This is a genomic window from Vibrio gallaecicus (genome assembly GCF_024347495.1).
Taxonomy (GTDB): domain Bacteria; phylum Pseudomonadota; class Gammaproteobacteria; order Enterobacterales; family Vibrionaceae; genus Vibrio; species Vibrio gallaecicus.
Genome location: NZ_AP025490.1, coordinates 2946929 through 2967575, shown reverse-complemented (window position 1 = coordinate 2967575; position 20647 = coordinate 2946929). Strand labels below are relative to the sequence as shown.

Genomic DNA, 20647 nt, shown 5'->3' with positions numbered 1-20647 from the left:
GTTTCGAAGGAATGAGTAATACACCATTAGCTAACGATTCAGTGCCTAAAGTGCTGATTATTTACGCTCACCCTGAGCCGAAAAGCTCAATTGCCAATCAGGTGATGATCAAAAAAATCGAGTCGTTGCATCACGTTAAAGTGCATGATATTTATGCTGCGTATCCGGATTTCTTTATTGATGTTCCTTTTGAGCATGAATTGTTAAATCAGCATGATGTGATTGTTTTCCAACATCCCTTGTTTATGTATTCATGTCCATCACTCTTAAAGGAGTGGTTTGATCGCGTGTTATGTAAAGGTTTTGCATTCGGTGACGAAACAGCGTTGCAGGGTAAATATTGGCGCAGTGTGATAACTACAGGTGGTAAAGAAGAAGCATTCGGTGAGAGCGGCTATAATAAATATCCTCTTCAAGAAATTTTACAACCGTTCGAGTTGACGGCTTTACTTTGTAAAATGAACTGGATGGAGCCTTTAGTTTTGCACTGGGCGAGAAATGTTTCGGATGCAGAGCGTTATCAACATGCTGATCAATATCGAGACTGGTTACGTAACCCTTTAGTTATTTTACCGGAAGATTTAACTCAACACTCGGGAGCGCAAGATGGCTCTGACTAATGACTTTCTTCAAGGTAGTGTGATTTTTCTATCAGCTGCAGTTATCGCAGTTCCTATTGCGCAGCGAGCTGGGCTTGGCTCTGTTCTCGGTTACCTATTAGCTGGCGTTGCGATTGGTCCATGGGGTTTTGGGCTAATAAGTGACGTGGAAGCAATATTACATTTCTCTGAATTTGGTGTTGTCTTACTCCTGTTCCTCATCGGATTAGAGCTTAACCCTAAAAAACTGTGGCAAATGCGTGGACCAATCTTAGGGTTAGGTGGCGCTCAGGTTATCTTAAGCACATTATTTATTATGGCAATTGCTAGTTTGTTTGTTGATAGCTGGCAAGTCAGCCTTGTGATAGGTATGGGGCTTGCCCTTTCTTCAACCGCAATAGCGTTAAAAGTCATCGAAGAGAGAGGGCTAGCGGGTAAAGAAGCTGGTGATTCTGGCTTCGCGGTTTTGCTATTCCAAGATATTGCCGTTATTCCTATGCTTGCTATCTTGCCACTACTTGCCGGTAGTTCTGGTGGCGGCTGGCATGATGCCGCGTGGATGATTGCTGGGGTTACTGGTTTATTTATCGGTGGTCACTATTTAGTAAGACCACTGTTTCGCTATGTTGTAATGAGTGGCGTACGAGAACTATTTACTGTTGCAGCACTATTACTGGTCATTGGTATTGCCGTTTTAATGCAGAAAATTGGGCTTTCGATGGCTCTTGGCACCTTTTTAGCGGGTGTGCTGCTTGCCGAAAGTGAATATCGCCATGAGCTAGAAATTGCAATAGAGCCATTTAAGGGATTATTGCTTGGCTTGTTTTTTATTTCGGTGGGCATGGCCGTTAATTTAGGCTTATTAGCTTTAGCACCATTTGAAGTACTGATCGCTGTTGCTGGGTTAGTAATAGCTAAAGGCTTGATTCTGTATTACTTGGCACGAGCATTTTCAATTGGACCTAAAGCCAGAAGCCGAATGGCAATGATTCTAAGCCAAGGTGGTGAATTCGCTTTTGTTATTTTTACCGCCGCAAGTACCCAAGGCATTCTAACTGCAGAGCAAGCTTCTTTTCTATTAGTGGTAGTGAGCTTATCTATGGTGACAACACCATTGATGCTGAAGTTGCAGGATAAGTTTTTTGCTAAGCAATTAAATCAAATTAGTGAAGAAGATGGTGGTATGTCTTCGGATGTGATTGATCGTAGCCCAAGGGTCATTATTGCGGGCTTTGGTCGTTTTGGTCAGATTATCGGGCGTCTTATGTATGCCAATAAAATTCGAATTACAGTACTTGAAAGCGACGCAAGCCAGATTCACCTTTTAAGAAAGTTTGGTTATAAAGTATTTTATGGTGATGCTACTCAACTTGATCTATTGAGAGCTGCAGGGGCGGATAAAGCCGAAGCTATGGTGATTTGTACGGATTCACCTGATGAAATCATGAAAATTGTTGATTTGTGTCGCCATCACTTTCCACGTTTGAAGTTACTTGCACGAGCAAGAAGCCGGGTAGAAGCGTATCAATTGATGAATCATGGCGTGGATAATTACTCTCGGGAAACTTTCTTAGGTGCACTAGATCTAGGTCGACAGACACTGACCGAATTAGGTATGCATCCATATAAAGCAAAAAGAGCCGAAGCACATTTTAGAAAGTTAGATAATGCTATGTTAAAAGAATTGCTGCCTCAGCATACTGAAGATAAAGAATTAGCCTCAAGAGCTAAAGAAGCCCGTAAAGAGCTTGAAGAGATTTTTGGTCATGAGATGGAAAATGATCGTCAATCTCGAAATTACTGGCAATAATTGTATCGGCATTTGTTGCCTAAGTGGCTTAACTACTAAAAACCAAAGCCGTAAAGGATAGATAACGTGAAACAGAAAAAACGCTTTATAGCGGGTGCTAGCTGCCCTAGTTGTAGTACTCAAGACACCCTACGCTGGTGGATTGAGAATAATATAGAGCTCGTAGAATGTGTGGAATGTGACTTCTCGGAACAAAGAAAACCGAAAGCTGTAGAAAAAAATGAACATGCTAAGCAGGAAATGATTGGTATTTTTAAGCCAGAATGATTGAGTTTCAGCAATTCATCCCCATAATGTCGATGTATAAATTTTATTCTTAGGCTCGATGCGTAAAAGAGCCTAGTTCAACCTCCTTGGAGCTCCCATGAAAATTGAAAAGAACGTAGTAGTTAGTGTCGCGTATCAAGTAAAACTTGAAGACGGCGTAGTTGTTGACCAATCGACAATCGAAGCTCCGTTAGATTACCTTCACGGTCACAACAACCTAATTACTGGTCTTGAAACTGAGCTAGAAGGTAAAGTTGCTGGTGATAAATTCTCTGCAACTGTTACTCCTGAAGACGCTTACGGCGAGCACAACGATGCTCTAGTTCAGCGTGTTCCTGCTGATGTATTCCAAGGTGTTGAGCAAATCGAAGTTGGCATGCGTTTCTTAGCAGACACTGATCAAGGTCCTATTCCTGTAGAAGTGACTGAAGTAGACGGCGACGAAGTTGTTGTTGATGGCAACCACATGCTAGCTGGCCAAACTCTAACGTTTGACGTTGAAGTGGTAGCAGTTCGTGAAGCGACTGAAGAAGAAGTTCAACACGGTCACGTACACCAAGAAGGCGGCTGTGGTCACGATCATGAGCATGATCACGAAGGCGGTTGTTGTGGTGGTGAAGATCACGACCACGGTGAAGAGAAAAAAGACGGCTGTTGCGGCGGCGGTAGCTGCGGTTCTCACTAAGAATCGAGCTTTCAGTGTATTAACGCATTGAATAAGAGCCTCCTTAAATGGGGGCTTTTTTATGCCTCAAAGAAAATTACATTGAACATCTTTCGGTTATATTGATACTGAGAAGTTCAAGTTCAAGTTCAAGTTCAAGTTCAAGTTCAACGGAGAACTGTAATGATTCAACCTTTTTCAATAGCAATTCATGGCGGTGCAGGTACGATTTTACGCTCTCAAATGAGTGATGAACTTCATCAAGAGATTATTTCTGCACTCAAAAAGTCAGTCCTGGCTGGATACCATGTACTACAGAATGGTAGTGACGCTGTAGATGCGGTAGTAGAAGCGGTAAAAGTTATGGAAGATTGCCCACATTTTAATGCGGGTAAAGGTTCTGTACTGACTCATGATGAGTTTGTTGAAATGGATGCTTCTGTTATGCATGGTTTGGAAATGGATGCTGGAGCGATTGCTGGGGTTCGTCATATTAAGAACCCTGTTGAGCTGGCTCGTGATGTGATGCATAAAAGTAACCATGTTTTATTGATTGGTGAAGGTGCTGAAAAATTCGCGTTTGAGCATGATTATGAATATACAGAACAAGATTACTTCTTTACTGAACGTCGCTATGAGCAATTATTGTCGATGAAGGAAAAAGGCTTATTTGCCCTTTCTGAGTCAAAAGATCCAGATCCATCCGAGCCACCATCAGCAAAAACTCAATATCCAGATGATAAAAAATACGGAACTGTTGGAGCTGTGGCTTTAGATATGCAAGGAAACCTTGCCGCTGCCACAAGTACTGGTGGGGTGACGAATAAAAAGTACGGACGAGTAGGAGATTCACCAATTGTAGGTGCGGGTACCATGGCTGAAAATGGCAATGTTGCTGTGTCTACTACTGGAATGGGCGAGTTCTTTTTAAGAAAAATGGTTGCCGGTGATGTTGCTGCTCGAATGAGATATTTGAAGGAAGATGTGCATACGGCTTGTGAGCATATTATTCAAGGAGACTTAAAAGCAATGGGTGGCGAAGGTGGCTTAATTGCTGTCGATAGCAAAGGGGATATTCATTTTGGAATGAATAGCTCTGGGATGTACCGAGCAAGTGTTGATATTCACGGTAAGGTCGAAGTGAAAATTTACGCGGATGAATAGATAGCCGTAAGAATGAACTTGTAGAAAGTAAGAATCCTATAAAATAAAAAGGTAACCAATATACATGGTTACCTTTTATTTTGTATACTTTTCATCAGCGATAGTAGTTATCACACCATTCTTAATAATGCGGTGGTGGTGTCTCTTCTGATACATCAGCTAAGTTGGAGTTATCCATGTTTTTTACTTTGCCAACGACAAACTTCATCTGGTCTTGCATTCTAGTTATCAATAATTGCTGCTGAGACAAAGCATCGTTTAACTCTTCAATGGTCTGTTCTTGAAAGGCTAGCTTACACTCAAGATCTTCAATGCGATCTTGCAATGGCTGAAGGTTTTTATCCGTCATAATTAGTCGTCGAGTTTCCAAGCTTGTGCAATACCAGCTGAAGTAGCGGTAATCACTCGCTGCTGTGAATCAAAGGCTGCATCATACACTACCGCACGTGGAGGGCGAGTATCTTTTAGTGGTTCCACTTGGTACTTTGACATTCGCTCACCACTCTGAGTATCCCACACATTGACTTGCCCTGCTGGAGTGCCTGTTACCAGTTTGGAGCCGTCATCTGAAAATCGTGCACTTGAGAATATAAGCTGGCGAGACCAACTTTTGAGTGGAGTCTGGTTCTCAGCATCATTCAAGTCCCAAACAATGGCTTGATTACCGCCATCAGAAGTAAAAGCGAGCTCACCATCACGCTGTAAAGCGACTCTATTCACACGTTGTTCATGCTCAAACTGTCGTATCACCAAGCCAGTTTCGGTATCCCAAAGGTAAGCTTTATAGTCATTACCACCAGAGAGTGCAAAGCGACCATTGGATGAAAGCGCAACAGAATTGACTTTTTCTCTGTGAGCAAGGAACTCTAGGCGCCGACCGGTGACTAAGTCCACATAGATAGCTTTACCGTTGGATAGCCCAAGCAATACTTTTTCACCGTTGCTTGATATATCCACATCGCGAATGAGACCGTCAGATATCGACCAAAGCCCTTCAGCTTGAGTCCAAGATAAATCCCAAACGGCAAAATTGAGTTGGCTTGCAGTAATGGCATAGCGACCATTGTCTGATATACGTATCTTGGATACTGAATTGGCAGCAGGGTCTTGTTGACCGAGTTGCGCCAATTCTTGGTCTTCTTTTAGGTCCCAAAGCAGAAGGTGTTTTTGCTTGGAGTAAAGTAAAGCAAAGCGACCATCACGGCTAAGTGCGAAGCTGGTGGTACCGCTCGGCTCTATTTCCCAGCGTTGTTCTTCTTTAGCAGAGAACAGACATCCATTTAACAGGGTGATGACAATTGCATATAGCAATGAGTGAGAAATTATTCGCATCACTTCTAATAATCCGGTTTGTGTCGACAGACATATAACTAGTATATTGGTATAACTAACCTATTCACACCAATCTAATCATAAGATTTGTGCACAATAACCAATGGCTTGGCCATTAATTGGAGATTTTAATGAAATCAGTTTTAAAAGTATCGCTTCTTGCTGCAACGGTTATGTTAGCAGTTGGTTGTCAGAAAGAAGAGCCACAAGCAGAAGCGCCACAAACTGAGCAAGTGCAAGCAGAAGCAAGCCAAGTTACTAGTTTTAAATCAGACGATGATAAAGCGGCATACGCAATTGGCGTTTCGTTCGCAAACTACCTAAGCACAAGTATTGATAAGCCAAGCGAGCTAGGTATTAATCTAGACAAAGACATCGTACTTAAGGGTATCGAAGATGTATTCGCTGGAAATTCTGAGCTGAATGAAGAAGAAACTCGCGCTGCGCTAGAATCACTAGACAAGCGTGTTGCTGAAACGATGCAAGCTCAAGCTGTTGAAAAAGCAGCAGCAGCGATGAAAGTTGGCAATGACTTCCGCAGCGAATTCGCGAAAGAGGAAGGCGTAAGTCAAACTGAATCAGGTCTACTTTACCAAGTACTGTCTTCAGCTGAAGGTGAGTCGCCAAAAGATTCAGATACTGTTCAAGTACATTACAAAGGTACTTTGATTGATGGCACTCAATTCGATAGTTCTTACGATCGTGGTGAACCAGCGACTTTCCCTCTAAATCGAGTGATCCCTGGTTGGACTGAAGGTGTTCAACTCATGCAAGTGGGTTCTAAGTACAAGTTTGTTATCCCGCCAGAATTGGCTTACGGTGAGCAAGATACACCGACAATTCCAGCAAATTCAACACTAGTATTTGAAGTTGAGCTTCTAAAAATTGATAACGGCGAAGAGACTGCCGTTCAATAATTAGCGCTTTAAGCAATACGTAAAGGTCTAATTTAGGTTAGGCCTTTTCTTTTTGTATTAAGGATAATATTTGAAAATAGAAGTTGTTCTAAATCACTAGTTCTAATGTTAGCTAGGTGTTCATTTCAAATTTTCTGATAAACTTACATAAATTTGTTGATTTTTCAGACGAAGGTAAGGGATTAGTGACAACTACAGAAACTCTCAATGCTGATATGTTGCTTGAAATGGAATCGGTCCATGTAATGCCATTCAGCGAACACGATAAAATAATTCTTCGATCTTATGAAGCGGTTGTCGATGGTATCGCTAGCCTTATCGGTCCGTTTTGTGAAATCGTTTTGCACTCATTAGAAGATCTTAATACGTCAGCGATTAAGATTGCTAACGGCGAGAACACCGGGCGCCAAGTCGGCTCGCCTATTACTGATCTAGCACTGAAAATGCTAAAAGATATAGAAGGGTCAGAAAGGAATTTCTCACGTTCATATTTTACTCGCGCAAAAGGCGGAGTATTAATGAAATCAATCACAGTTGCGATCCGAAACGGTGATCACCGAGTGATTGGTTTACTGTGTATCAACGTCAACCTTGATGCTCCTTTTTCTCAAGTATTACATTCATTTATGCCTACTCAAGAAGCTGAAGAGGCTGCATCCTCTGTGAACTTTGCGAGTGATGTAGAAGAGCTCGTTGACCAAACAGTAGAACGCACAATTGAAGAAATTAATGCGGACAAAGCCGTTTCGAATAATACTAAAAACCGTCAAATAGTGATGGAGCTTTATGATAAAGGTATCTTTGATATTAAAGATGCGATTAACCGGGTTGCTGATCGTCTTAATATTTCAAAACATACGGTTTACCTCTACATTCGTCAACGTAAGACAGAGGATGAAGAAAGTTGAGTTCTCTCCTTACATACACACTTGTAGTGAATGGACCCGTGTATGGCTCCCAGTCTGCACGTAATGCGTATTTGTTTGCAAAGGCGTTAATAGAGAAAGGGCATCAGCTTAAAAGCGTCTTTTTCTATCAAGATGGAGTCACCAATGGCTCGCGTTTAACGGTGCCCGCCAATGATGAGTTTGATCTAGTCGCGGCATGGCAAGCTCTCTCGTCTGAGCATAACGTCAGTTTAGAAACTTGTGTGGCGGCTGCATTAAGAAGAGGAATCATAGGTGAGGATGAGGCTAGTCAGCATAAGTTAAGTGCATCAAACCTAGCTGAGGGATTCTCCCAAAGTGGTTTGGGAAGCTTGGCTGAAGCGTTATTAAGCCAAGATAGGGTTGTACAGTTTTGAAGAAGTTAGCATTCGTTTTTCACCACTTTCCTCATAGCACCTCTTCAGGGCGAGAAGGACTCGACGCACTACTTGCAGCTTCAGCATATACAGAAGATATTTCCGTATTCTTTTTAGGTGATGGAGTCACTCAATTACTCAAAGATCAAAGTCCAGACAAGGTGCTTAGCCGAGATTATATATCAGCTTTTAAACTGATGGATCTATATGATATTGAGAATGTATATGTTTGCCAATCTAGCCTAAAAAAATTCGGTCTGAGTAAGGATAAGCTTCTTATCGAGGTTGAATGCCTTTCGGGAGACGACATCATAAATAAGTTATCACTTTGTGACCAACTATTAACCTTTTAAGGTCGAATATGCTTCATATCGTAAAATCTTTAAGCAAACTTCCTTTAGTTTTTCAGCTTTTTTCTGAAGGTGATCAGCTTATTTTGACTGAAGAATCGGTTTATGCTTCCCTCCCAAATCATGAATACCACGCACAATTACACGACTTAAATAAGGTATCAGTCCTAGAAGCTGATCTACAAAGTCGAGGTCTACAAAATTTAGTCAGTGAAACCTTTGAACAAGTAGATTTTGAAGGATTTGTTGATTTGACGATATTGTATTTAAAATCAATAACTTGGTAGTGATATCTAAAGGGGCTATGGATGTGTAAATTTTCCTGAGCTCTAGATGGCTAAAAAAGATCTGTATATTTCTTGACACACATCCCACTGCTGAATAGAATTTTGCGTCCCTATTTACACTCTGTGTATAGGGTCTAGATTTTTCATCAAGCTTACTTTTAAGTAAATCAGGAGCTAGTTAATGGCAACTATTAACCAGTTGGTTCGCAAACCTCGTGTAAAGCAAGTTGTTAAAAGCAACGTGCCAGCACTAGAAGCGTGCCCACAAAAACGTGGTGTATGTACTCGCGTATATACTACTACTCCAAAAAAACCGAACTCAGCACTACGTAAAGTATGTCGTGTTCGTCTAACTAACGGCTTTGAAGTTACTTCATACATCGGCGGCGAAGGTCATAACCTTCAAGAACACAGTGTTGTTCTTATCCGTGGTGGTCGTGTTAAAGATTTACCAGGTGTGCGTTACCACACTGTTCGCGGTGCACTTGACTGTGCAGGCGTTAACGACCGTAAGAAAGGTCGTTCTAAGTATGGTGTGAAACGTCCTAAGTCTTAATGCGTCTTTTTTAAAAAGAAAGCGTTAAGTAAGGCCAAACACTATTTATTTATTATTCTGAAAAGTTTTGGAAAAAACCTGAAGAAGACAACGGAGAAATTCCATGCCACGTCGTCGCGTTATAGGCCAGCGTAAGATCCTTCCAGATCCTAAGTTCAAATCTGAACTGCTGGCAAAATTCGTTAACATCCTTATGGTTGACGGAAAAAAATCTACTGCAGAGAAGATTGTTTACACTGCACTAGAAGTTATGGCTGAGAAATCTGGTAAAGATCACTTAGCTGTATTTGAAGAAGCTCTTGAAAATGTTCGCCCAGCGGTAGAAGTTAAATCTCGCCGTGTGGGTGGTTCAACTTACCAAGTACCTGTAGAAGTTCGTCCGGTTCGCCGTAACGCTCTTGCTATGCGTTGGGTAGTTGAAGCTGCGCGTAAGCGTGGTGAAAAATCTATGGCTCAACGCCTAGCTGCTGAAATGCTAGATGCGTCTGAGAACAAAGGTACTTCGGTTAAGAAACGTGAAGACGTTCACCGTATGGCTGACGCAAACAAAGCGTTCGCACATTACCGCTGGTAATACCTTTCAGTGCAGCAAGGTTCCTTGCTGCACTTCTTTAGTTCCTATGCGTATGCTAGGAACTATTGCTATTTCTAGGGCAAGCAAATTTAATCCCTAGGCATAAGCAATAGTCCCTAAGTCTCTAAGTTAAGAGGATTCAACCGTGGCTCGTAAAACTCCTATAGAGCAATACCGTAATATTGGTATCGTTGCTCACGTAGATGCAGGTAAAACAACCACTAGTGAACGTATTCTGTTCTATACCGGTCTTTCTCACAAAATCGGCGAAGTTCACGATGGTGCAGCAACCATGGACTGGATGGAGCAAGAGCAAGAGCGCGGTATTACGATCACTTCAGCAGCGACTACTACGTTTTGGCGTGGTATGGAAGCTCAGTACCCAGATCACCGTATCAATATCATCGACACTCCTGGACACGTTGACTTCACTATCGAAGTAGAACGTTCTTTGCGTGTACTTGATGGTGCTGTTGTTGTGTTCTGTGGCTCATCTGGTGTTGAACCTCAGTCAGAGACAGTATGGCGTCAAGCTGATAAATACCAAGTTCCACGTATGGTTTTCGTTAACAAAATGGACCGTACTGGCGCAGACTTCTTGCGCGTAGTTGAACAGATCAAGGATCGCCTAGGTGCGACTCCTGTTCCGATTCAACTTAACATTGGTGTTGAAGAAAACTTCCAAGGCGTTGTCGATCTTATCAAAATGAAGGCAATCAACTGGAACGAAGCTGACCAAGGCATGACCTTTACGTATGAAGACATTCCAGCAGATATGCAGGAAATGGCTGAAGAATACCGTACTGAACTTGTGGAAGCGGCTGCAGAAGCAAATGAAGAGCTGATGGATAAGTACCTTGAAGAAGGTGAGTTAACAGAAGCAGAAATCAAACAAGGTCTTCGTACTCGTACTCTTAATAATGAAATTGTACTGGCTACTTGTGGTAGTGCATTCAAAAACAAAGGTGTACAAGCTGTTCTAGATGCAGTTGTTGATTTCCTTCCTTCTCCAGTCGATGTTCCTGCAATTAAAGGTATCGATGAAGACGAGAATGAAGCAGAGCGTCATGCTGACGACAAAGAACCGTTCTCAGCACTAGCCTTTAAAATTGCAACAGACCCGTTTGTTGGTACTTTAACTTTCGTCCGTGTTTATTCTGGTGTTGTTGAAAGCGGTAAAACTGCTTATAACTCAGTTAAAAAGCAACGTGAACGTTTAGGGCGCATTGTACAAATGCACTCAAACAAGCGTGAAGAAGTGAAAGAAGTACGAGCAGGTGACATCGCCGCTATTATTGGCCTTAAAGATGTGACTACAGGTGAAACTTTATGTGACCAGAACCATAAAATTGTTCTAGAGCGTATGGAGTTCCCTGACCCAGTAATTCAGATCGTTGTAGAGCCTCGCTCTCAAGCCGATCAAGATAAAATGACCATCGCACTAGGTAAACTAGCAGCAGAAGATCCATCTTTCCGTGTAGAAACGGACGATGAGACAGGTCAGACTCTGATTTCAGGTATGGGTGAATTACATTTAGATATCATCGTTGATCGTATGAAGCGTGAGTTTAGCGTAAATTGCAACGTAGGTAACCCGCAAGTAGCTTATCGTGAAACGATTCGTGGTACTGCGAAAGCTGAAGGTAAATTTATCCGTGAGCACGGCGGCAAAGGGCAATACGGTCACGTATGGTTGAAACTAGAACCAGCTGAAGTTGGTGAAGGTTTTGTCTTTGTGAATGAAATTGATAACGGTATAGTTCCAAAAGAATTTATTAGCTCAGTCGCTAAAGGCGTAGAAGAGCAGATGAATAATGGTGTACTTGCTGGCTATCCAGTTTTGGATATCAAAGCTACACTATATGATGGTTCATACCATGAAACAGATTCAAGTGAGATGGCGTTTACAATCGCTGCCTCTATGGCTTTCAGAACAGGAGCACTTGAAGCGCAACCTGTACTGCTTGAGCCTATGATGAAAGTTGAAGTAACTACTCCAGAAGACTGGATGGGTGATGTTGTTGGCGATATTAACCGTCGCCGTGGCCTCATCGAAGGTATGGACGAGGGGACAGCTGGCCTGAAGATAATTCGTGCACAAGTTCCGTTGTCTGTCATGTTCGGTTACGCAACTGATTTACGTTCTGCGACACAAGGTCGTGCTTCTTACTCTATGGAGTTTAGTGAGTACGCTGAAGTGCCAAAAAATGTTGCTAATGCAATCATTGCAGAGCGTGGTTAAACAAAAGGGATGCATTTTTTTCATTTTTTGAAAGATCAATGCGTCCAAATATTGCGCTAGCGAGAGTTGGCGCATAAAATAGCAATTTCTGGCGCGTCTCGCTCAATAATGAACGTGGCGAATCATAACTAGGAAGGAACACGATTGTGTCTAAAGAAAAATTTGAACGTACGAAACCGCACGTAAACGTTGGTACTATCGGCCACGTTGACCACGGTAAAACAACTCTAACAGCTGCTATCTGTACTACACTTTCTAAAGTGTACGGTGGTGAAGCAAAAGACTTCGCATCTATCGATAACGCTCCAGAAGAGCGTGAGCGCGGTATCACAATCGCAACTTCTCACGTTGAGTACGATACTCCTGAACGTCACTACGCACACGTAGACTGTCCTGGACACGCCGATTATGTTAAAAACATGATCACTGGTGCTGCTCAAATGGACGGCGGTATCCTAGTTGTTGCTGCTACAGATGGCCCTATGCCACAAACTCGTGAGCACATCCTACTTGGTCGTCAAGTTGGTATCCCTTACATCATCGTATTCATGAACAAATGTGACATGGTTGATGACGAAGAGCTACTTGAGCTAGTAGAAATGGAAGTTCGTGAACTTCTTTCTGAGTACGAGTACCCAGGAGACGACCTTCCAGTAATTCAAGGTTCTGCACTTGGCGCTCTAAACGGCGAAAAGCAGTGGGAAGACAAGATCGTTGAGCTTGCAGAAGCACTAGATTCTTACATTCCACTTCCAGAGCGTGCTGTTGACCTACCATTCCTACTTCCTATTGAAGATGTATTCTCAATTCAAGGTCGTGGTACTGTTGTTACTGGTCGTATCGAGCGCGGTATCCTACGTGTAGGTGACGAAGTAGAAATCGTTGGTATCAAAGAGACTACTCTTACTACTTGTACTGGTGTTGAAATGTTCCGTAAGCTGCTTGACGAAGGTCGTGCAGGTGAGAACGTTGGCGCACTTCTACGTGGTACTAAGCGTGATGACGTTGAACGTGGTCAAGTACTTTCTGCGAAAGGTTCAATCAACCCACACACTAAGTTTGAGTCTGAAGTATACGTACTTTCTAAAGACGAAGGCGGCCGTCACACTCCTTTCTTCAAGGGTTACCGTCCACAGTTCTACTTCCGTACAACTGACGTAACAGGCGATATCACTCTACCTGAAGGCGTAGAAATGGTAATGCCAGGTGACAACGTTCAAATGACTGTTGAGCTAATCGCTCCAATCGCAATGGACGAAGGTCTACGTTTCGCAATCCGCGAAGGTGGCCGTACAGTTGGTGCTGGTGTTGTAGCTAAAATCTTCGCTTAATAGCATTTAGATTTTTGTACACTCTTCATTAGAAGAGCACGCATCTGAAAAAGGGGAGCTTCGGCTTCCCTTTTTGTATTTTAGTTATAAGTAAAACAGAACACTTTTTTTTGCTGTCTAGTAAATACTGCCAATAAATACAGTTGCTTAAAAATTTCCCTTTATGCTCATCCCTTAGCGCATTACTTCCAATCTAGTGCTTTGTCATTCTCCTATAACAAAACGTTCTAGAATTACCTTAAATAGAACTGGTAATAAGAATGATTACTTTTTATATTTGTAATTAAGCAAGTTTCTGGAAAATTATATGTTCGTTTGTTTGTGTCATGGCGTGTCGGATAAAACAATTCGTAAGCTCGTTGTCGAAGAAGGCATTACTGATATTAGAGGGCTAAAAAAATGTACGGCACTAGGTAGCCAATGTGGTAAGTGTGTACGACCAGCAAAAGAGATTATCAATGAATTCGCAAAAGACCTGTTCAAACAGGCAAGTTAGTCGCTAAAGCTTAATACTAACTTTTTGACAGTTCTCGAATTGGTTCTACAGTTAGAAGAGCCAAAGAGGAGGGCTGTGCTATGAAAGGTGATCCAATCATTATTCAACATCTCAACAAAATCCTAGGTAATGAGCTTGTTGCCATCAATCAATATTTCCTACATGCAAGAATGTACAAAGACTGGGGATTAAAACATCTCGCAGATAAAGAGTATCATGAGTCTATCGATGAAATGAAACATGCTGACCACTTAATAGAACGTATACTCTTTCTTGAAGGTCTTCCAAACTTACAAGACTTAGGGAAATTAAATATTGGTGAAGATACCAAGGAAATGTTAGAAAGTGATCTAGATGTTGAGATGAAAGCAATTCCAGATTTAAAGAATGCAATTGCATACGCTGAAGACACGCATGACTATGTTTCTCGTGATCTATTCCAAGATATTCTCGAAGATGAAGAAGAACATGTCGATTGGCTGGAAACACAGCTTGGTCTAATAAAATTAACAGGTATAGAAAATTATCTACAAGCGCAATATGTTGATGAAGACGATGCATAAAAGCAAAACAGCGGTTCTTAGTTAAAACTAAGAACCGATTCATTTCTTCCTAAAAAAATACTCTGCTGAAAACCTCTCGATTAATTTTCAAACACTACTTGCAACCTATTATGTGATCTGTATAATGCATCGCACTGGCTAACGCTGGTTGTGAACCAATAAGCGATGAGGAGCAGGCGAAGCCTGGTAATGTATACTCAGCTTATGTTCGCGGTTAATATAAATAGTTGTTCTCTCTAGAGAAAGGCTTAAAAAGTTAACTGACAATGCGTCCTAATTTTGGATGCTACGGTTTCACATAAATCAATCGGCATTCTCTCGTCTTTTCGAGCTTGAGTGGCGATATTGTTTGTGTAATTAATTATTATTGGAGCTCTGTCTCATGCAGAACCAACGTATTCGTATCCGCCTTAAAGCTTTCGATTACAAGTTAATCGATGCTTCAACTGCGGAAATCGTTGAAACAGCAAAACGTACCGGCGCACAGGTTCGTGGTCCTATTCCACTACCTACTCGTAAAGAGCGTTTCACTGTTCTTACCTCTCCACACGTCAACAAAGATGCACGTGACCAGTACGAAATTCGTACTCACAAGCGTTTGATCGACATCGTTGAGCCAACAGACAAAACTGTTGATGCTCTAATGCGTCTTGATCTTGCTGCTGGCGTTGATGTTCAAATCAGCCTAGGTTAAGGGAGATAAGAATAATGATTGGTCTAGTCGGACGTAAAGTGGGTATGACCCGCGTATTTACTGAAGAAGGCGTTTCTATCCCAGTAACTGTTGTTGAGGTTGAAGCGAACCGTATTTCTCAAGTTAAAACTCTTGAGACAGACGGCTACGCAGCAATCCAAGTAACTACTGGTGCTAAGAAAGCTAACCGTGTAACTAAGCCTGAAGCTGGTCACTTTGCGAAAGCTGGTGTTGAAGCAGGCCGCGGTCTTTGGGAATTCCGTTTAGAAAACGGTGAAGAGTTTGAAGTTGGCGCTGAGCTAAACGTAGAACTTTTCAATGAAATTAAAAAAGTAGACGTTACTGGTACATCTAAAGGTAAAGGCTTCCAAGGCGCTATCAAGCGTTGGAACTTCTCTACTCAAGATATGACTCACGGTAACTCTTTGTCTCACCGTGCACCGGGTTCAATTGGCCAATGTCAAACTCCAGGTCGCGTGTTTAAAGGCAAGAAAATGGCAGGTCACATGGGTGCTGAGCGTGTTACGACTCAAAACCTAGAGATCGTACGTGTTGACGCTGAGCGCAATCTGCTTCTTATTAAAGGTGCAGTACCAGGCTCAACAGGCGGTAACGTGATCGTAAAACCTGCTGTTAAAGCATAACGTCTAGGAGTAAGTAATGGAATTGATAGTTAAAGGTGCTGATGCACTAACTGTTTCCGAGACTACTTTCGGACGTGACTTTAACGAAGCTCTAGTACACCAAGTAGTTGTTGCATACGCAGCAGGTGCTCGTCAAGGTACTCGTGCTCAAAAGACTCGTTCTGAAGTATCAGGCGGCGGTGCTAAGCCATGGCGCCAAAAAGGTACTGGCCGTGCACGTGCTGGTACAATTCGTAGCCCAATCTGGCGTACAGGTGGTGTTACTTTTGCTGCGAAACCACAAGATCACAGCCAAAAAGTAAACAAAAAAATGTACCGCGGTGCTATGAAGAGCATTCTGTCTGAGCTAGTTCGTCAAGAGCGTTTAATCGTTGTTGATAACTTCTCTGTAGAAGCACCAAAAACAAAAGAATTAGTAGCTAAACTTAATGAACTTGAGTTAAGCGACGTTCTGATTGTAACTGGCGAAGTAGATGAGAATCTATTCTTAGCTGCTCGTAACCTATATAAAGTTGATGCACGTGATGTTGCTGGTATTGATCCAGTATCTCTAATTGCATTCAACAAGGTTCTAATGACTGCTGACGCAGTTAAGCAAGTTGAGGAGATGCTGGCATGATCACTGAAGAGCGTCTACTAAAAGTTCTACGTGCTCCACACATCTCTGAAAAAGCAACTATGGCGGCTGAGAAAGCGAACACTATCGTTTTCAAAGTAGCTAAAGATGCAACTAAGAAAGAGATCAAAGCAGCTGTAGAAAAGCTATTCGAAGTTGAAGTTAAATCTGTAAATACTCTTGTTCTTAAGGGTAAGACTAAGCGTCAAGGTATGCGTGAAGGCCGTCGTTCAGACGTTAAGAAAGCCTACGTTACTTTGAAAGAAGGTCAAGATCTTGACTTCGCTGGCGGTGCGGAATAACAGGAGTAGTTAAAAATGGCTATTGTTAAATGTAAGCCGACTTCCCCTGGTCGTCGTCACGTCGTTAAAGTTGTTAACGCTGACCTACACAAGGGTAAGCCATACGCTCCACTTTTAGAGAAAAACTCTAAGAATGGCGGTCGTAACAACAACGGTCGTATTACAGTACGTCACATTGGTGGTGGTCACAAGCACCATTACCGTGTTGTTGACTTTAAGCGTACTAAAGACGGTATCCCAGCGAAAGTTGAGCGTCTAGAATACGATCCAAACCGTAGTGCTAACATCGCTCTAGTTCTGTACGCAGACGGTGAGCGTCGTTACATCATTGCACCAAAAGGTGTTCAAGCAGGTGATCAGATCCAATCTGGTGTAGATGCTGCAATCAAAGCAGGTAACACTCTGCCGATGCGCAACATCCCAGTAGGTTCTACTGTACACTGTGTTGAACTTAAGCCTGGTAAAGGTGCTCAACTAGCTCGTTCGGCTGGTGCTTATGCTCAAATCATCGCTCGCGATGGTGCATACGTAACTATCCGTCTACGTTCTGGTGAAATGCGCAAAGTACTTTCTGAAGGTCGTGCAACGATCGGTGAAGTTGGTAACTCTGAGCATATGCTACGTGAACTTGGTAAAGCTGGTGCTTCACGCTGGCGCGGCGTACGTCCAACCGTACGTGGTGTAGTAATGAACCCGGTGGATCACCCACATGGTGGTGGTGAAGGCCGCACATCTGGTGGTCGTCACCCAGTTTCTCCTTGGGGCGTTCCTACTAAGGGCTTCAAGACTCGTAAGAACAAGCGCACTGACAAGTACATCGTACGTCGTCGCACTAAATAATTTATAAAGAGGAATCGCCATGCCACGTTCTCTCAAGAAAGGTCCTTTTATTGACCTACACTTGCTGAAGAAGGTAGAGAAAGCGGTGGAAAGCGGAGACAAAAAGCCTATTAAGACTTGGTCCCGTCGCTCAATGATCATCCCAACAATGATTGGTTTGACCATCGCTGTCCATAATGGTCGTCAGCACGTTCCAGTTTTCGTTACCGAAGAAATGATCGGTCACAAACTGGGCGAATTTGCACCAACTCGTACTTATCGCGGTCATGCTGCAGATAAGAAAGCTAAGAAGAAATAAGGAGTAGATGATGGAAGCTTTAGCTAAACATAACTTTGCTCGTATTTCTCCACAGAAAGCTCGCTTAGTTGCAGACCAAATTCGCGGTAAGTCGGTAGACCAAGCTCTAGAAATTCTAACTTTCAGCAACAAAAAAGCTGCTGTTTTAGTTAAGAAAGTTCTTGAGTCAGCTATCGCTAACGCGGAACATAACGAAGGTGCAGATATCGACGATCTAAATGTCGCTAAAATCTTCGTAGATGAGGGCCCTATCATGAAGCGTATTATGCCTCGTGCTAAAGGTCGTGCGGATCGTATCTTGAAGCGTTCAAGCCACATCACTATTGTTGTAGCAGATCGCTAAAGACTAGGAGAGTAAGCAATGGGTCAGAAAGTACATCCTAATGGTATTCGTCTTGGCATCGTCAAGCCTTGGAATGCTACATGGTTTGCTAATACCAACGAATTCGCTGACAACCTAGACGGCGACTTCAAGGTACGTCAGTTCCTTACAAAGGAACTACAAAAAGCATCATTATCTCGTATCGTTATCGAGCGTCCAGCTAAGAGCATCCGTGTGACTATTCACACTGCTCGTCCTGGCGTTGTTATCGGTAAGAAAGGTGAAGACGTAGAGAAGCTACGCGCAGCTGTAGCTAAAATCGCAGGTGTACCAGCGCAAATTAACATCGCTGAAGTACGTAAGCCTGAGCTAGATGGTCAGCTTGTAGCTGATAGCATCGCGTCTCAACTAGAGCGTCGTGTTATGTTCCGTCGTGCAATGAAGCGTGCGGTACAAAATGCTATGCGTCTAGGCGCTAAAGGCATCAAAGTACAAGTAGGTGGTCGTCTAGGCGGCGCTGAAATCGCACGTTCAGAGTGGTACCGTGAAGGCCGTGTGCCTCTACACACTCTACGTGCAGACATTGATTACGCAACTTCTTCGGCTCACACTCAATACGGTGTGATCGGCATTAAAGTTTGGATCTTCAAAGGTGAGATTCTAGGCGGTATGCCAGCTGCTAACGCAGTAGAGCCTAAAGGCGATAAGCCTAAGAAGCAGCGTAAAGGCCGTAAGTAAGGAGTCGAACGATGCTACAACCAAAACGTACTAAGTTCCGCAAGGTTATGACTGGTCGTAACCGTGGTCTAGCTAAAGGTACTGAAGTAAGCTTCGGCGAATTCGGTCTTAAAGCTGTTGGCCGTGGTCGCCTGACTGCACGTCAAATCGAAGCGGCACGTCGTGCTATGACACGTCACATTAAACGTCAAGGTCAAATCTGGATCCGTGTGTTCCCAGACAAGCCTATTACTGAAAAGCCTCTTGAAGTTCGTCAAGGTAAAGGTAAAGGTTCAGTTGCGTACTGGGTTGCTCAAATCCAACCTGGCAAGGTTATGTACGAGATGAATGGCGTACCTGAAGAGTTGGCACGTGAAGCGTTCCGCCTAGCGGCGCGTAAACTGCCTGTTAAAACTACTTTTGTAACTAAGCAGGTGATGTGATGAAAGCACAAGATCTACGCGAGAAAAACGTTGAAGAGCTTAATGCTGAGCTATTGAATTTGCTACGTGAACAGTTCAACTTGCGCATGCAAGCTGCTACTGGTCAACTTCAGCAAACTCATACTCTAAAAGCTGTACGCCGTGATATCGCACGTGTGAAAACTGTTTTGACTGAAAAGGCAGGCGCATAATGAGCGAGACTAACCGCATCCAGCAAGGCCGTGTAGTAAGTGACAAGATGGACAAGTCTATCGTAGTTGCTATTGAGCGCACTGTAAAACACCCAATTTACGGTAAGTTCATCAAACGCACGACCAAAGTACACGCACACGACGAAGACAACATTTGTGGCCTAGGCGACAAAGTTGAAATCGCTGAGTGTCGTCCTCTGTCTAAGACTAAGTCTTGGACATTGGTTAAAGTTATAGCAAAAGCGAAGATTTAATCATCGTAAAGCTATGACTTATAAGCGGCTCCAAAGTTTTTTTGGAGCCGCTTGTTTTTTGTCTACCCAATTGAAAAAAAGGGTGGTACAATTCGCGTCCCTTTTAAAGAGGCAGCCCGACCCGAGAGGGTCTAGTTTTAAACATATAGCGGAGCACTAACAATGATCCAAATGCAAAGTACACTTGACGCTGCAGATAACTCTGGTGCGCGCAAGGTAATGTGTATTAAGGTCCTGGGTGGCTCTCACCGCCGTTATGCACATATCGGTGACATCATCAAGGTTACAGTGAAAGAAGCAATTCCTCGCGGTAAAGTAAAAAAAGGTGATGTTCTGAAGGCGGTAGTAGTGCGCACCCGTAAAGGCGTTCGTCGCCCAGACGGTTCTGTCATTCGCTTCGACAGTAATGCTTGTGTATTGTTAAATGACACTACTGAGCAACCAGTCGGCACACGTATCTTTGGTCCTGTGACTCGTGAACTTCGTAATGCGAAATTCATGAAGATTGTGTCACTAGCACCTGAAGTTCTGTAAGGAGCGGCAACATGGCAGCTAAAATCCGTCGTAACGACGAAGTAATCATTCTTGCTGGTAAAGATAAAGGCAAGAAAGGTAAAGTAACTAAGGTTCTGACAACTGGTAAAGTTATCGTTGAAGGCATCAACCTTGTTAAAAAACACCAAAAGCCTGTACCGGCTCTAGGTCAACAAGGCGGCATCGTTGAACAAGAAGCAGCAATTGATGCTTCTAACGTTGCAGTTTTCAACGCGGCTACTGGTAAAGCAGACCGCATCGGTTTCCGTATTGAAGATGGTAAGAAAGTTCGTTTCTTTAAATCTAACGGCGAAATCGTTTCTAACTAATTAGAAGT

Annotated in this window: 31 protein-coding genes; 29 read left to right on the top strand and 2 right to left on the bottom strand. The window is 42.9% G+C overall.

Annotated features, from left to right (window positions below; genetic code table 11):
• The first annotated feature begins 11 nt into the window (after window positions 1–11).
• From kefG to OCU78_RS13015, 5 genes are all read left to right on the top strand, one after another.
• Entirely contained in the window at window positions 12–620 is a 609-nt protein-coding gene (kefG, locus tag OCU78_RS13035; protein WP_137375114.1) for a glutathione-regulated potassium-efflux system ancillary protein KefG, read from the top strand.
• Complete coding sequence (gene kefB / locus OCU78_RS13030; RefSeq protein WP_137375115.1) at window positions 607–2409, top strand: glutathione-regulated potassium-efflux system protein KefB; 1803 nt, start codon at window positions 607–609, stop codon at window positions 2407–2409. Before kefG ends, kefB begins: the two co-directional genes overlap by 14 nt.
• Before the next feature lie 66 nt (window positions 2410–2475).
• Entirely contained in the window at window positions 2476–2676 is a 201-nt protein-coding gene (locus OCU78_RS13025) for a YheV family putative zinc ribbon protein (protein ID WP_137375116.1), read from the top strand.
• 97 nt (window positions 2677–2773) lie between these two features.
• Entirely contained in the window at window positions 2774–3361 is a 588-nt protein-coding gene (slyD, locus tag OCU78_RS13020; RefSeq protein ID WP_137375117.1) for a peptidylprolyl isomerase, read from the top strand.
• Between the two features lie 162 nt (window positions 3362–3523).
• Window positions 3524–4504, top strand: coding sequence for an isoaspartyl peptidase/L-asparaginase family protein (locus OCU78_RS13015; protein WP_137375118.1), 981 nt, complete (start codon window positions 3524–3526; stop codon window positions 4502–4504).
• 121 nt (window positions 4505–4625) lie between these two features.
• Here the strand turns inward: OCU78_RS13015 and OCU78_RS13010 are convergent, their stop codons facing one another.
• Together OCU78_RS13010 and OCU78_RS13005 are read right to left on the bottom strand one after the other, a co-directional pair.
• Window positions 4626–4853, bottom strand: coding sequence for a SlyX family protein (locus tag OCU78_RS13010; protein ID WP_137375119.1), 228 nt, complete (start codon window positions 4851–4853; stop codon window positions 4626–4628).
• Window positions 4854–4855: 2 nt separating this feature from the next.
• Complete coding sequence (locus tag OCU78_RS13005; protein ID WP_137375120.1) at window positions 4856–5836, bottom strand: WD40 repeat domain-containing protein; 981 nt, start codon at window positions 5834–5836, stop codon at window positions 4856–4858.
• 131 nt (window positions 5837–5967) lie between these two features.
• Between OCU78_RS13005 and fkpA the strand changes: the two genes are divergently transcribed.
• The 24 genes from fkpA to rplX all read left to right on the top strand — a co-directional run bounded on the left by fkpA (window position 5968) and on the right by rplX (window position 20639).
• Window positions 5968–6753, top strand: coding sequence for an FKBP-type peptidyl-prolyl cis-trans isomerase (gene fkpA / locus OCU78_RS13000; protein WP_137375121.1), 786 nt, complete (start codon window positions 5968–5970; stop codon window positions 6751–6753).
• Between the two features lie 185 nt (window positions 6754–6938).
• Window positions 6939–7661: a helix-turn-helix transcriptional regulator gene (locus OCU78_RS12995; protein WP_137375122.1), complete on the top strand. Its 723-nt coding sequence runs from the start codon at window positions 6939–6941 to the stop codon at window positions 7659–7661.
• A complete protein-coding gene (tusD, locus tag OCU78_RS12990) occupies window positions 7658–8056 on the top strand; it encodes a sulfurtransferase complex subunit TusD (RefSeq protein WP_137375123.1) in 399 nt (132 codons plus the stop codon). The genes OCU78_RS12995 and tusD overlap by 4 nt, the downstream gene beginning before the upstream one ends.
• Window positions 8053–8409 carry a sulfurtransferase complex subunit TusC gene (gene tusC / locus OCU78_RS12985; protein ID WP_137375124.1) on the top strand — a complete coding sequence of 119 codons (357 nt, stop codon included), beginning with the start codon at window positions 8053–8055 and terminating at the stop codon, window positions 8407–8409. Before tusD ends, tusC begins: the two co-directional genes overlap by 4 nt.
• An 8-nt stretch (window positions 8410–8417) precedes the next feature.
• The gene (tusB, locus tag OCU78_RS12980; protein ID WP_137375125.1) at window positions 8418–8693 is read left to right on the top strand and encodes a sulfurtransferase complex subunit TusB; all 276 of its coding nucleotides are present in this window, start codon (window positions 8418–8420) and stop codon (window positions 8691–8693) included.
• 181 nt (window positions 8694–8874) lie between these two features.
• Window positions 8875–9249 carry a 30S ribosomal protein S12 gene (rpsL, locus tag OCU78_RS12975; protein ID WP_017035800.1) on the top strand — a complete coding sequence of 125 codons (375 nt, stop codon included), beginning with the start codon at window positions 8875–8877 and terminating at the stop codon, window positions 9247–9249.
• Window positions 9250–9352: 103 nt separating this feature from the next.
• The gene (rpsG, locus tag OCU78_RS12970) at window positions 9353–9823 is read left to right on the top strand and encodes a 30S ribosomal protein S7 (RefSeq protein WP_012604916.1); all 471 of its coding nucleotides are present in this window, start codon (window positions 9353–9355) and stop codon (window positions 9821–9823) included.
• Window positions 9824–9968: 145 nt separating this feature from the next.
• Complete coding sequence (fusA, locus tag OCU78_RS12965; RefSeq protein WP_137375126.1) at window positions 9969–12065, top strand: elongation factor G; 2097 nt, start codon at window positions 9969–9971, stop codon at window positions 12063–12065.
• Window positions 12066–12211: 146 nt separating this feature from the next.
• On the top strand, window positions 12212–13396 hold the full coding sequence (tuf, locus tag OCU78_RS12960; protein WP_137375015.1) for an elongation factor Tu: 1185 nt from the start codon (window positions 12212–12214) through the stop codon (window positions 13394–13396).
• Window positions 13397–13703: 307 nt separating this feature from the next.
• Entirely contained in the window at window positions 13704–13892 is a 189-nt protein-coding gene (locus tag OCU78_RS12955; protein ID WP_137375127.1) for a (2Fe-2S)-binding protein, read from the top strand.
• 80 nt (window positions 13893–13972) lie between these two features.
• Entirely contained in the window at window positions 13973–14455 is a 483-nt protein-coding gene (gene bfr / locus OCU78_RS12950; protein WP_137375128.1) for a bacterioferritin, read from the top strand.
• 382 nt (window positions 14456–14837) lie between these two features.
• Complete coding sequence (gene rpsJ, locus OCU78_RS12945) at window positions 14838–15149, top strand: 30S ribosomal protein S10 (RefSeq protein ID WP_004736761.1); 312 nt, start codon at window positions 14838–14840, stop codon at window positions 15147–15149.
• A 14-nt stretch (window positions 15150–15163) separates the two neighbouring features.
• Window positions 15164–15793 carry a 50S ribosomal protein L3 gene (gene rplC / locus OCU78_RS12940; RefSeq protein WP_004736763.1) on the top strand — a complete coding sequence of 210 codons (630 nt, stop codon included), beginning with the start codon at window positions 15164–15166 and terminating at the stop codon, window positions 15791–15793.
• Window positions 15794–15809: 16 nt separating this feature from the next.
• The gene (rplD, locus tag OCU78_RS12935) at window positions 15810–16412 is read left to right on the top strand and encodes a 50S ribosomal protein L4 (RefSeq protein WP_137375129.1); all 603 of its coding nucleotides are present in this window, start codon (window positions 15810–15812) and stop codon (window positions 16410–16412) included.
• Window positions 16409–16711, top strand: coding sequence for a 50S ribosomal protein L23 (gene rplW, locus OCU78_RS12930; protein ID WP_137375130.1), 303 nt, complete (start codon window positions 16409–16411; stop codon window positions 16709–16711). The genes rplD and rplW overlap by 4 nt, the downstream gene beginning before the upstream one ends.
• Before the next feature lie 15 nt (window positions 16712–16726).
• Window positions 16727–17551, top strand: coding sequence for a 50S ribosomal protein L2 (gene rplB, locus OCU78_RS12925; RefSeq protein ID WP_137375131.1), 825 nt, complete (start codon window positions 16727–16729; stop codon window positions 17549–17551).
• 19 nt (window positions 17552–17570) lie between these two features.
• Window positions 17571–17849 carry a 30S ribosomal protein S19 gene (rpsS, locus tag OCU78_RS12920; protein WP_004736729.1) on the top strand — a complete coding sequence of 93 codons (279 nt, stop codon included), beginning with the start codon at window positions 17571–17573 and terminating at the stop codon, window positions 17847–17849.
• Between the two features lie 10 nt (window positions 17850–17859).
• A complete protein-coding gene (gene rplV / locus OCU78_RS12915) occupies window positions 17860–18192 on the top strand; it encodes a 50S ribosomal protein L22 (RefSeq protein ID WP_004736732.1) in 333 nt (110 codons plus the stop codon).
• Between the two features lie 18 nt (window positions 18193–18210).
• Window positions 18211–18909 (top strand): 30S ribosomal protein S3, encoded by a 699-nt coding sequence (rpsC, locus tag OCU78_RS12910; RefSeq protein ID WP_004736734.1) that lies wholly within the window; start codon window positions 18211–18213, stop codon window positions 18907–18909.
• 11 nt (window positions 18910–18920) lie between these two features.
• A complete protein-coding gene (gene rplP / locus OCU78_RS12905) occupies window positions 18921–19331 on the top strand; it encodes a 50S ribosomal protein L16 (RefSeq protein ID WP_004736736.1) in 411 nt (136 codons plus the stop codon).
• Window positions 19331–19522: a 50S ribosomal protein L29 gene (gene rpmC, locus OCU78_RS12900; protein ID WP_004736737.1), complete on the top strand. Its 192-nt coding sequence runs from the start codon at window positions 19331–19333 to the stop codon at window positions 19520–19522. The genes rplP and rpmC overlap by 1 nt, the downstream gene beginning before the upstream one ends.
• Window positions 19522–19776, top strand: coding sequence for a 30S ribosomal protein S17 (gene rpsQ / locus OCU78_RS12895; RefSeq protein ID WP_137375132.1), 255 nt, complete (start codon window positions 19522–19524; stop codon window positions 19774–19776). Before rpmC ends, rpsQ begins: the two co-directional genes overlap by 1 nt.
• A 162-nt stretch (window positions 19777–19938) precedes the next feature.
• A complete protein-coding gene (gene rplN / locus OCU78_RS12890) occupies window positions 19939–20310 on the top strand; it encodes a 50S ribosomal protein L14 (protein ID WP_004738793.1) in 372 nt (123 codons plus the stop codon).
• An 11-nt stretch (window positions 20311–20321) separates the two neighbouring features.
• Window positions 20322–20639, top strand: a complete 318-nt coding sequence (gene rplX / locus OCU78_RS12885) for a 50S ribosomal protein L24 (RefSeq protein ID WP_137375133.1) — start codon at window positions 20322–20324, stop codon at window positions 20637–20639.
• Window positions 20640–20647 lie beyond the last annotated feature (8 nt).